The organism is Bacillus sp. F19 (assembly GCA_023823795.1).
Lineage (GTDB): Bacteria > Bacillota > Bacilli > Bacillales > Bacillaceae > Bacillus_P.
The window spans coordinates 1,532,694-1,544,697 of record CP085710.1 but is presented as its reverse complement, the minus strand read 5'-3'; the positions used below and the strand labels follow the sequence as shown (position 1 = coordinate 1,544,697).

The window sequence follows — 12,004 nt, the reverse complement described above, 5'->3', positions numbered from 1 at the left end:
TTTTTTAATCATATTTTCCTATTAACTTATCAAAGCATAGACCTTAGGCCTTTATCGTGCCAAAAAAGAAAGCAGTCATGGTGACTGCTCCTGATAAATTTTACGCCGATTCTTTTTGCTCCGGCTGTATGGAGTGCTGCAGTTTACTATTCTTGATTTTTGGTACAGGAATAATGAATCCGCCGAGCGGGATGAATTGAAGAATACGAATAAATACCGATGCAATCACCATTACGGCAATGAACATCAGAGGAACATATTCTAACTGCCAGTAAGCATCCGGAAGAAGGCGGGCAAATAAATAAAGAATCATTGGATGAACTAAATAGATCCCCATGGAATATTGACCGATCACGGTTAACGTCTTTTTCACGATGCTGAATTTAGCCAGCAGCGGGTAAATCCCGACAATTGCAATGCTCAGGGCAGGAATGTTAAACAGATTCGTCAATCTTCGGTTTGATACGTATCCAATTGTTTGATACTCATAGACTGCACCAGCTGAAACCAGCAGGATCACAGCAAGCATTTTCCAAGGGCGTTTCGTGGCGAATCCGACGATCTCATCCCAGAAGTAAGCCATAAAGCCGCCAAAGGCAAAATAAAAAATCCAGATGGGCATAAAGGATTTGCTCGCTAGGAACTCGCCAAGCTTTCCTTCGATTCCAGGGGTGTAGCCATATAAGTTATAGCTGATGATGAACGCGAGGACCGTGAAGACCAATACTAATGTCTGTGTCCGGAAAATCCTCTGCAAGAATGGAAAAATAAGATAGAACTGAACAACGATTGCTACGAAATATAAGTGGTAAAATGATTCTCCCATTAGAATTTTCGTTATCTCGTCCACAGGGTCACCGAGTATCTGCCTATCGTAATAGTAGAGAAGGCAGCGGTAAGCTGCACTCCAAATCAGAAAAGGGATGACGATCTTTAAAAACCTCGATTGCAGGAATCGGCCCAGCTCAAATCCTCTTCTTTTTACTTGATAAAAGAGCAGGAAACCGCTGATGACGGCAAAAATGGTTGTACCGAAGCGGCCATATTGATTCATGAAATACGTGAACCAGTTCCATGTCTCTTCGTTCATTCCATAGTTTGTTGCAGATACGTGAACGCCTACCACTAGTAAACAGGCAAAGGCGCGCAAGAAGTGAATTTCAAAAATATATTTTTTTTGTGCGGGTGATTTTTGTTCTCCTGTTTTAGCTGTCATGTTATTTTTCCTCCTCCATGTTGGAAGTCCGGGTTTGATGAACAAAAATGAAAATAGACGATAGTTCTTTTATACCGATAGTAGATTTGAAGTCTTTTACTATGGATTGATAGATCCGGTTGATGTAAGATAATGAATGTATACAGAACAGGTTTCATACAAGCAATAAAAGGAAAACAATATGATAAAAAGCGAGTAATTAATATGCCTGTTTTTTTTGAAGTCTTTCGGGACGTTTACCACATTATTTATAGTGGCATCATGTTAACCGGCTGTTGTTTTATTTACTATCACTTGTTTAAGAAGCAATAAACTAAAGGCTTTTATATAACTTCGAAAATAAATCATCAATAAATTGAAGCTGTTCATTTTGATTTTCCTGTAAATATGTTTCGGTCAATAAACGTGCAAGTTCCTTACAGGATGAGACATCTATGTTCCTTAAGAATTGATATCTTGATTTTTTCATTAAGAATTGGGTGCTTGCATCATTCATGACAGTCAGCACTTGATGATCGACTGGACGGTTTGGATCCAATCTCCAGACCAATCCTTCTCCTTCCAAATAACTCATATTCTTTTCCTCTTGACCCGGCAGCACAGAATGAACAAATATCGGAAGCATTTTTTTGATTGCTTCTCCAACCGTTATTCCGCCTGGCTTTGTAATCAGGGCATCTGCCCAGTTATATAGTTGGTTCATTTGTTCTGCTTCCGTAATGTACGAAATTCCTGTAATATTTGGACACTGCAAGGCTTGAACATGATCAAATAGGTTCATATTTTGACCGCAAAGGATTTTATACTCAATATGGTTGGCAGACTTCGAAACAAGGGACTGCAATGAATCCCCCAATCCCAGACTTCCGCCGCTGACGAGGATATGAAGCTTGCTGTCCTTCTTCATTGGTTTACCCCTTTTAAACGCATCATTCGTCAATATCCCTGAAATCTTGACAGATTGGGGATCTGCACCTTCGTTTATCACCTTTTGCTTCATTTCGGCTGTAGGCACAATATGCATATTAACGTGCTGTTTTCCCCAAACCCCGTTAACAAAAAAGTCTGTATATATATTGACGACAGGGGCTGTATCGACCCCATAGCCTTTCAGCTTATCTACTAAAAAAGAGGAGAAGCTATGGGTACAAACGATGACGTCCGGCTGCTTCTCTTGCAGAAGCTGCTCCATCTTCTCTAAAAAAAGGGCCTCATAAAGAGAATGCAAAAAGGTTTTGTTTCTTTGGAAGAAAGAAGAGTACATCAAGCTGTAGGCAGATGGCCACCTCGTTATCCATCTTAAGTAAAGATGTGATGTGAACTTTTCCAGTGACGTATTTGCATAACTAAGAAAATCCACTTTTTCACATTCGATGTCAGGGTCCTGTTTATGAAAGGCTTCTATTAATGCATCAGCCGTTCGGTGGTGACCTGATTCCATTTGAAAAAGCGGCAGTACTAGCACGTGTTTCATGAATCAATCCCCCAAGGAAATAATGGTTACAGTAATTCGTTTATATTCTTTTTGAGAGTCTTCCGAACAGGGACGATACTTGCTGCAAATCCGATCAGAATACTGACGCATAGCCAAATCAAACTTCCTTCCTTTGAGAGGTGCGGCTGTAAAGAGAATTGCAGTAAGGAATCTCCGATTTTCCATCCGAGCAGCCAGTTAAGGGGATAGGACATGACACAGGCTAATCCCCAGCCCAGCAGTGCTATGAAAATGCTTTCCCAAATAAATAAGCCATATATCTTTGCATTTGAGCCTCCAAGGCTTCTCATAATCCCAATCTCTTTTGTTCTCTCGTAAATATTTATGCTGACAGCAATCATGAGATTGGCTATCCCAACGATAGAAAACAGCAATCCAATGCATACGATCGTCATGATGACGAGGCGGATCATTTCTTTCGGACGGGAATTCATTTCCACAACCGTTTCGGACCCTTCCACAAATACTCCTGCAGAAGATAATTCATTTTCCCCTTCATTCAGAAGAGATCGAACGCCCTGATTCCTTTGTTTTTCCACCAGCAGACGATTAATGGATTGTTGACCCAGCCACCCTTGATAGGATTTCTGATCCATGTAAACAGATGGGCCTGTAAGGGAGCCTTTCATAATACCGGCAACCCTCCATTCCTTGTTTTCTTGTCCTATCCGCAAACGGATGGTGTCCCCAGGTGAAATAGGTCCGATTTTTTCTTCCAGCTCTGTGTTAATCACGATTTCATCAGGTTGTGAAGGTCTCAGCCACCGGCCTTTTAATAGTTCTGGATTTATGAATTCTGATGATGCCGGCAGTGAGTATAGCAGCGAATTTATATGATCAGATGAAGAAGGATCCATGACCTCTGTATTTCTTTTCGTCCATCCTTCAACTTTGCTTACTCCATCGATCTCTCCGGCAAGAGAAGTGATATCTTCTTTTGGAAGCGGGCTGTTTACAGACCATTCAACATCATGCTGCCAAAAATCATCCATATCATTCATTAAATGCTGAAGGGACTGATGCAATGAGAAGCACGCAATAATGACGGCTCCTCCAAAGGAAAGCATGATGATGTTCATGAGTGATTGGGATTTTTTTGATAAAGTGTTTCGGAATGACAGAAGTGATAGGTGAAAAAAACGTCTGCGGCTTTTTCCCGCTTTCTTCATGTTCAACTGTCCAGACCTTTTCAATCCTTCCGCTATTGGGGATGATATCAAGCTTCTGACAGGTACAATCGCACCTAAATAAGGCAGGCTGAATGATAGGATGAACAACGATATCGCAAGTCTTGGCGATATCCATTGTGAAAATCCGCCGCCGAAATTCAATTCTTCTCCCAAGAAGGAAACGAAATACCGTGAAACAAGACTTATAATCGGAATTGACATCATACTTAACAGCGTTCCGATCACGATGATCAATAAAACGTATTGCTTCCAAAGATGTGAATCTTTTGCTCCAACAACTTTTTGAATGCTCAGTGAATAGGTATCTTCGGATAGTATGCGATAGAAAAGATGTACGATTAAGATGAATCCAAGAGCGAATGCCAAAATACCGAGTAAAATAAAGAGATTCAATAACGAGTTAACCATTGTTTCTCTAATGAAAAACGTTTCAGAAGAGGTTTCAATTCTGTAGACAGCGATTCCGTTAGCTTCAAGTCGTTTTTGTACTTTCTGAACAACATCCTTCTCGTTATAACCGGCTTTCAATGTCATGTGGATCATGTTCTTCGAAAGAGGGATCTTCAGTTCCTTCGCCGCTGCTTCCGAAATATAGCCATATCCGATTCCGCTGTACTTCGTAGGAATTCTTGATGGATCTTGAACGACTCCTGTCATAGACAGAGAAGTTCCTTTTTGATTATTAGGAAGGATAATTTCCATTTTTTCACCCAGGTTGATACCCGTTTTCTCGGAAGTGGATGCTTCTATCCAAATATCTTTATTCTCTAAAGAAGAACCCTTGATGAGCTGAATTTTATTAATCTCATAAAGCGAATTTGGTTTTACCAGTAATTGAAGATTTATATAGTTTCCATCCAGCTTTGCACGGCTTCTTAGCTGCGTCTTTGCTTCAGCATGTTGGACTCCTTTCATAGAAGAGATAAAATCGATTTCCTTATTAAAATGACCAGTGTAATAGGTTATATCCGCAATGGCTGATTCTTGCTGGCTGGTCTGCAGCAGCTGCTGAAACAAGTATTTCGAGTTGACCAGTGTTCCAACTGAAACCAAGCAAAAAAGAAAAGAACCTATTATTAATAATGCTTTTGTTTTTTGATGAAAAAAGCTTCTCAAGGCAAGTCTCAAATATATAGGCATTCAATCACTCCGCTTCATATACGGATCCATCCTGAACATGGAGTCTTCTTGAGACCTTCCCATAAAAATCGAGATCATGTGTGACGAACAGTACTGTTTTACCGGTCTCGGCAAGTATCTGGAAGAGGTTAAAAATCTCTTTGGATGTTTGAGAGTCCAGATTACCCGTAGGTTCATCTGCAGCAATTACCGGAGGATCATTGGCAAGTGCCCTGGCGATGGCCGTTCTCTGTCTTTCCCCGCCTGATACAGATTCCGGAAACTGATTTGCTTTCATTAATAATCCGGTTTGCTCTAAAAGGTTCAAAGCACGCTGTCTCTTTCGTTTTCGATTTTTAGAGAACTCCATCGGAAGCATCACATTTTCCACCAGGGTCAGGGTTGGAATAAGATGAAAGGATTGAAACACGATCCCAACATTTGCTCCTCTCCATTTTGTCAGGGCTCTGTTTGAAAATCCGGCGATATCCTTTCCATCTATTTTCACGGTTCCGGTTGTCGGAGCCTCTATGCCGGAAAGAATATTTAACAAGGTAGATTTCCCGCTTCCTGATTTTCCGAAGATCCCGAGCAATTCTCCCTTATTCACTACGAATTGAACGTCCTTCAATGCGTACTCCTGATGTTCTCCGTTAGGATATTTTTTCGATAAATTTTTCACTTCTATCATAGAAAGGCTCCTTTCAGGGAACAACTCTCCCCATATATAGCACTCAAATAGGGACCCTGCAACAGACGCCGAAGAGAATGATGGAAAAGTATGAACCCTTTTTCACAAAGAATTTGTCCCGTATTTACATACAAATTTACCGACAAGCAGGAGTGAAATCGTAAAAAGGGATATCTATCACATACGTATTGGAAGAAATTAGAATTGAAAGCGCATTCATCAAACAAGGGTTAGCCCTCATGTCTCATTTTTTAAATAATTTTGTCAAAAAATCTCCCAAAAATGTAGAAAATACACGAAATGAAAAAAATAGAAAAAAATTCAACTCTATTCCTTTCTGAAATATTACAAAAACTTTTTGATTGTAAAGATTGGGGACAAACGTCTGACCTCTAAAGGTCTTTCATAACGCAAGTGAATACTTATAAGATCGGATTAGTGGAAAATATTTCAATCATGTTACATAGTGGAAGAATTATGAAAAACTAATTTGAAAGCGTTTCCAATGCTGTTACTAAAGGGATGATTTCAATTCACTCAAAAAATAGTGATGATAGTCACAGGGTAAAAAGATAGATTGCAAGACTTTGAAGCCTTTCATAAACTCGGTTGTGTGAACTACTCGTCACGGAAATCAGAATTGGGGAGAGTAAAGCCAGCCAGCTATGATTTAAATTTACGGTGAGAGAGGAGAATTCGAATGGCCAAAATGGAACAAGATCTTTCAGGTGGAATGGCAGCAGTATCCCTTCAAACTCAGAAGAAACTTTCTATGAGGGAGAAAACATTTGTTATTACGTTGTTTCTGCTGACGGTCTCGGCCCTTTTCTATGTGAACTGGACAGCTTCAGATAAGCTGAACTTAACTATAGGAATTTACGGTGCTGTCATGATCAGTTACTTATTAGGAAAAATGCTTTTATCTTTTAAATACCAGGAAATCATGGAAGACCCGCCTGATCTGAAGGTCTCTGTCATCATACCTTCCTATAATGAAGAGCCTCATGCAGTATTGGGAACAATCGAAAGTATATTGAAGCAGGACTATCCGGTTCATGAAATTTTTGTCATTGATGATGGAAGTAAAGAAGTTTCCGCCTATCACGCTGTTCTGAAATTACAAGATAATTTAAAAGCTGGAGTTGGAGCGACGTTAACGGAAATCAAAAAGGATAACCCTTCCTTCCAAATGCCGAATCTTATCGTGCACCGCCTGCCGAAAAATCAGGGGAAGCGTCATGCACAAATCTGGGCATTTGAAAGAGCTGCCGGAGATATATTCATTACTGTCGATTCAGATTGTACGGTATTCCCGAATGCGGTTAGAGAGTTGTTAAAACCTCTCAATGACAAGGAAGTAATGGCAACAACGGGACATGTAAACATCAGAAACCGTACGGACAATGTTCTGACTCGCCTAATTGACATGCGGTATGACAATGCATTTCGTGTCGAGCGTGCAGCGCATTCCGTTACGAACAATGTATTGGTTTGCAGTGGACCGCTTAGTGCTTACCGGCGCGAAGTCGTCATGAAAAATTTAGAACATTATGGAAGTCAGACATTCCTGGGACAACAAGTGCAGCTTGGAGACGACCGCTGTCTAACGAACTATGCGATCCGGGAAGGAAAGACGTTATATCAATCAACGGCCCGATGTATCACAGATGCACCGACAAGCCTTAAAACACTGATCAAGCAGCAAAATCGCTGGAACAAATCCTTTTTCAGAGAAAGCTTGATCGCCTTGAAGATCGGATTGCAAAAACCGAATGTGTTTGTGTGGGTAGTACTCGAAATGTTCTTGTGGCTGGCCTTTGGAGTATCGCTGATTTTTGCGATTTATTATACATCGTCTACGATGGGACTAATTATGCTCGTTTATTACCTGGCATACGTGGTGATATCTGCTTATGCGCGAAATGTTTTCTACGCTTACAAGCGGCCATTCACCTTCCTGCTTGCGCCGATCTATGGAATTCTATTCCTTGTAATCCTATGCCCAATGCGTTTCTGGGCACTGTTGACACTTCGTTCAACTTCTTGGGGCACTCGCGGCTAAGCAGAGCGTAACGTAAAATACGAATTTCTAAGGAGATGTTTGAAATGAGAGTTCGTAAAGCTATCATTCCTGCAGCTGGTTTAGGTACAAGATTTTTGCCGGCTACAAAAGCTCAACCTAAGGAAATGCTGCCTATTGTAGATAAGCCAACCATTCAATATATCGTAGAGGAAGCTGTCAAATCTGGCATTGAAGATATTCTCATTATCAGCGGCAGAGGAAAACGCGCGATTGAAGATCATTTTGACAAATCCTATGAATTAGAAGAAACTCTCTTTAAAAAAGAAAAATTCAATAGATTGGAAGAAATTCAAGGCATCTCTAACTTGGCGAACATCCATTATGTTCGTCAAAAAGAACCAAAAGGCCTTGGTCATGCGATTGGCTGTGCGAGCCGTTTTATAGGCAACGAGCCATTTGCTGTTTTGCTTGGGGACGACATTGTCCAGTCTGAAACGCCTTGCTTAAAGCAGCTGCTGGACGTCTTTAATATCTATCAGTCATCCGTATTAGGCGTACAGGAGGTTCCGGCAGAGGATGTATCCAAGTATGGAATCGTCGCCCCCCTCGACAACATGCTTGATGAACAACTTGTCGCCATTTCAACCGTTGTCGAAAAACCGGAGACTGAATGTGCACCATCCAATTATGCCATTATGGGACGCTACGTGCTGACACCAGATATCTTGCCGATTTTAGAAATGTTGCCGCCGGGTTCCGGTAATGAAATTCAACTGACGGATGCGATCAAAATTTTAAACGAAACACAAAATGTACTGGCGTATAAGTTCTCTGGAAAAAGATATGATGTGGGGGATAAATTCGGATTTATCAAAGCAACGATTGATTTCTCCCTGCATCGTCCGGATTTGAGTGAGAATGTGAGAGATTATCTTAAAGAGCTTATGGCAGAAAAAGAACTCGTCTCCAGCTCTTAACATAACAATAGTTTACTGAGGATACTTGAGGAAATAGCGACTTTTTGAGGAGGAAAAACGATGAAAATTGCTATTATTGGAACGGGTTATGTCGGTCTTGTGACGGGTGTTTGCCTTTCAGAAATCGGACATGAGGTAACATGCATTGATACCAATCTAGAGAAGGTTGATCAGCTTAAAAAAGGAATTTCTCCTATCTATGAACCAGGATTAGAAGAGCTAATGAAGAAAAATTGTGCGGCTGGCCGCCTTGAATTCACAAACAATTCCATCATTGGCCTTAAAGACAAAGAAGTAATCTATATTGCTGTAGGCACCCCGCAAGGTGAAGACGGTGCAGCAGATCTGACCTATGTGTTCAACGCTGCCCGCAACATCGGAGAGAACATCACGAGAAATGTGGTGGTAGTGACGAAGAGTACAGTGCCGATCGGTACTAATGCGAAAGTACGTCAATTAGTGATGTCCAATCTTCAAGAAAACGTCTGTGCAGAAGTTGTATCCAATCCTGAGTTCTTACGTGAAGGATCGGCCATCCATGATTCCTTTAATGGGGACCGCATCGTGATCGGAACAGACAATCAAGAAGCAGGAGACATTGTGGAAGAAATCAACAAGTCATTTGGACTGCCTATCTTGCGAACAAGCCTTCACAGTGCAGAAATGATCAAATATGCATCTAATGCTTTCCTGGCAACAAAGATTTCATTCATAAATGAAATTGCCAATCTTTCTGAAAAAACAAACGCCCATATCGAAGAGGTCGCCAAAGGAATCGGCATGGACTCAAGGATCGGAAACAAATTCCTGAACGCAGGGATTGGATACGGAGGTTCTTGCTTCCCTAAAGATACCCAGGCCCTTGTGAAAATCTCCGAGGACTACAATCATGATTTTCATTTATTGAAGTCTGTCATTACAGTAAATGAAAAGCAAAAGACTCTTCTTGTGAGAAAAGCAAAAGAGCGCTTCGGAACACTAACAGGAAAAAAAGTCGCTCTATTGGGGCTTGCTTTCAAACCTGAAACAGATGATATGAGAGAAGCAGCCAGCATCTCAGTTGCCAGCGAACTCGTGGAAGAAGGAGCAGAAGTGATCGGATATGATCCAATCGCTGCGAATAATGCAAAAAAAGTTCTGCCTGAGGAAGTGCTGTATGCCGATCAAATCGAGGAAGCAATAAAACAAGCAGACGTTGTGTTCATTTTGACAGAGTGGAAAGAAATCGTAGAAAAAACGCTCATCCTTTCCACCCTGTTCATGAACGAGCCAATCATTTTCGACGGACGCAATTGTTATACAAGTGAAGATCTTTTCAATCTGGAAGTTGAATATATTTCGGTTGGAAGAGAACGCCTATTAAATATACGGGAAAACAGAGTGGCCGCTGTCATTTAATAGATTATCCTCTTTTAAAGGAAGGACTCATTTACCGAATGAGTCTTTTTCGCTTTAGCACTACATATTAGAAACATCGGTAACTTTTTTTCAGGGAAAATTAGACTAGTTAAAAATAGAACTATTTTATGAGAAATATACTTTGCTTGTATGATAAAGTGAAATCTTAGAAAAAAACTCGAAGGATGTGGTATCTTGAGATTAAATGTAAAAATTTCGTTTGTTGTTTTTATTTGTTTCATGTTTTTAATACCAAATTCAATCTTTGCTCAAGAAGTTTTACACAAAGGAAGTCAAGGACAAGCAGTTTATGACTTGCAAGAGAATTTAAAGAAAATGGGTTACTTTACCAGTCAACCGACAGGGTATTATGGTTCTATTACAGATAATGCAGTTAGACAATTTCAGCTAGATACTAGACTATTCCCAGATGGAGTCTTTGGATTCCAAACGCAACAAAAATTAAATAGTATAGAAATGATGGCAAGGGTTGTTCATGGAGAAGCTCGCGGTGAGTCTTATGAAGGAAAAGTAGCTGTAGCTGCTGTTATTATGAATCGGATGTCAACGCCAGGTTTTCCTAAAAATACTTACGATGTTATTTTCCAGACGAATGCTTTTACAGCTGTACATGATGGTCAATATTATTTGACCCCTAACAGCTATTCTTATCGAGCAGTCATTGATGCTTTAAAAGGCTGGGACCCTACGCATGGTTCTGTTTATTATTATAATCCCCTCTTGGCATCTGATGAATGGATTTTTACTAGGGAAACAGTAATTAGAATAGGAAACCACTTATTTGCAAAGTAAAAGCTAACCTACATAATACTAAGTAAATCTTATATTATAGTTTTGGTAAACAATCCTTTATATGGTTAGGAGGAAATGAAAATGATAATAGAGTTTAGGGAATTTGCCTTAAAAGGAAATGTGATTGATTTAGCTGTAGGTGTAATTATAGGTGCAGCTTTTTGGTAAGGTTGTCACATCGTTAGTGAATGATATGATCATGCCACTAATTGGGCTATTAATGGGTGGTATCGATTTTAATCATTTACAAATTAAAGTTGGAAGTGCTGTTGTAAAGTATGGAACGTTTATTCAAACAATTGTAGACTTTCTAATTGTTGCCTTTTCTATTTTCATTTTTATCTAATTGATTAGCAGATTAAAGAAAAAGAAGAAAAACAAGAGGAAGCGACAGAACCAACACTATCCAAAGAAGAAGAGTTATTAACCGAAATTCGTGACTTGCTAAGAACTGAATCAGCAAGAGAACAATCATAATCTAAAAATTTATTAATGAGGTGGCTTATAAAATATCAATGGAACTTATTATTAGCACTAATTGTCGTTTTAATTATTGCGATTTTTTCAGTTATCAATGTTGATCCGTAACGGTTAATTATTTATTTGGAAAAGCTGAGTGGCCTTTGATCCTCGTCATTATTGGGTCAGTCTTATTGGGAGCCCTATTCGTTGGATTAATAGGTATGATGAAGATTTATCAGCTTCAAAGAGCTTTAAAAAAAGCAGAAAGTGAAGATAAACACCTTAATATCCTAGGTTTTTTTGATTAAAATCAAAGGGTTTACAACGAAAATAAGCGATCTTGTTATTCCTCTGACTAGAATGCAAGATCGCTTATACTATTTCCCTACTCATTATTTTTACTAATCCTTTCATTCTTACAGGAAACTGATTTTTAAAAAACACTTAACCTGTTTCATTTTTCTTTAGACAATGATTATTTTGATACCCAGGGTATCTATTAATAGCCTTCGTCTTTCACTATTATGGAGGTATCACCCGAGATATACCTATCAAACTGAGGGAGTTGAATAAGTAATCTGAATTTTTTTAATTATTTGCTTTGGAATGAAAGTTTATTA

At 39.6% G+C, this 12,004-nt stretch carries 8 protein-coding genes and 2 pseudogenes; 6 read left to right on the top strand and 4 right to left on the bottom strand.

Annotation, left to right across the window (positions count from 1 at the left end):
- Nucleotides 1-100 precede the first annotated feature (100 nt).
- The 4 genes from LIT25_07815 to LIT25_07800 form a co-directional block, all read right to left on the bottom strand.
- Complete coding sequence (locus LIT25_07815; protein USK35203.1) at nucleotides 101-1,216, bottom strand: acyltransferase; 1,116 nt, start codon at nucleotides 1,214-1,216, stop codon at nucleotides 101-103.
- A 313-nt stretch (nucleotides 1,217-1,529) separates the two neighbouring features.
- On the bottom strand, nucleotides 1,530-2,690 hold the full coding sequence (locus LIT25_07810; protein ID USK35202.1) for a galactosyldiacylglycerol synthase: 1,161 nt from the start codon (nucleotides 2,688-2,690) through the stop codon (nucleotides 1,530-1,532).
- Nucleotides 2,691-2,716: 26 nt separating this feature from the next.
- Nucleotides 2,717-5,041 (bottom strand): FtsX-like permease family protein, encoded by a 2,325-nt coding sequence (locus tag LIT25_07805; protein ID USK35201.1) that lies wholly within the window; start codon nucleotides 5,039-5,041, stop codon nucleotides 2,717-2,719.
- A 4-nt stretch (nucleotides 5,042-5,045) separates the two neighbouring features.
- Nucleotides 5,046-5,711, bottom strand: a complete 666-nt coding sequence (locus LIT25_07800) for an ABC transporter ATP-binding protein (protein ID USK35200.1) — start codon at nucleotides 5,709-5,711, stop codon at nucleotides 5,046-5,048.
- Nucleotides 5,712-6,411: 700 nt separating this feature from the next.
- On the opposite strand from LIT25_07800, the gene LIT25_07795 reads away from it, so the two are divergent.
- From LIT25_07795 to LIT25_07770, 6 genes and pseudogenes are all read left to right on the top strand, one after another.
- On the top strand, nucleotides 6,412-7,773 hold the full coding sequence (locus LIT25_07795; GenBank protein ID USK35199.1) for a glycosyltransferase: 1,362 nt from the start codon (nucleotides 6,412-6,414) through the stop codon (nucleotides 7,771-7,773).
- Nucleotides 7,774-7,817: 44 nt separating this feature from the next.
- On the top strand, nucleotides 7,818-8,711 hold the full coding sequence (galU, locus tag LIT25_07790; protein ID USK35198.1) for a UTP--glucose-1-phosphate uridylyltransferase GalU: 894 nt from the start codon (nucleotides 7,818-7,820) through the stop codon (nucleotides 8,709-8,711).
- Nucleotides 8,712-8,771: 60 nt separating this feature from the next.
- Nucleotides 8,772-10,109, top strand: coding sequence for a UDP-glucose/GDP-mannose dehydrogenase family protein (locus LIT25_07785; GenBank protein ID USK35197.1), 1,338 nt, complete (start codon nucleotides 8,772-8,774; stop codon nucleotides 10,107-10,109).
- Nucleotides 10,110-10,304: 195 nt separating this feature from the next.
- Nucleotides 10,305-10,922 carry a cell wall hydrolase gene (locus tag LIT25_07780; GenBank protein ID USK35196.1) on the top strand — a complete coding sequence of 206 codons (618 nt, stop codon included), beginning with the start codon at nucleotides 10,305-10,307 and terminating at the stop codon, nucleotides 10,920-10,922.
- 81 nt (nucleotides 10,923-11,003) lie between these two features.
- Nucleotides 11,004-11,399: pseudogene (mscL, locus tag LIT25_07775) on the top strand (large conductance mechanosensitive channel protein MscL).
- Between the two features lie 27 nt (nucleotides 11,400-11,426).
- Nucleotides 11,427-11,692 (top strand): annotated as a pseudogene (locus tag LIT25_07770) (lipopolysaccharide assembly protein LapA domain-containing protein).
- Nucleotides 11,693-12,004 lie beyond the last annotated feature (312 nt).

Excerpts from the sequence above, each read along its gene's own strand:
- LIT25_07795 (USK35199.1), top strand. The coding sequence starts at position 6,412 with ATGGCCAAAATGGAACAAGATCTTTCAGGTGGAATGGCAGCAGTATCC.
- LIT25_07785 (USK35197.1), top strand. The coding sequence starts at position 8,772 with ATGAAAATTGCTATTATTGGAACGGGTTATGTCGGTCTTGTGACGGGT.
- galU (USK35198.1), top strand. The coding sequence starts at position 7,818 with ATGAGAGTTCGTAAAGCTATCATTCCTGCAGCTGGTTTAGGTACAAGA.
- LIT25_07805 (USK35201.1), bottom strand. The coding sequence starts at position 5,041 with ATGCCTATATATTTGAGACTTGCCTTGAGAAGCTTTTTTCATCAAAAA.
- LIT25_07815 (USK35203.1), bottom strand. The coding sequence starts at position 1,216 with ATGACAGCTAAAACAGGAGAACAAAAATCACCCGCACAAAAAAAATAT.
- LIT25_07810 (USK35202.1), bottom strand. The coding sequence starts at position 2,690 with ATGAAACACGTGCTAGTACTGCCGCTTTTTCAAATGGAATCAGGTCAC.
- LIT25_07800 (USK35200.1), bottom strand. The coding sequence starts at position 5,711 with ATGATAGAAGTGAAAAATTTATCGAAAAAATATCCTAACGGAGAACAT.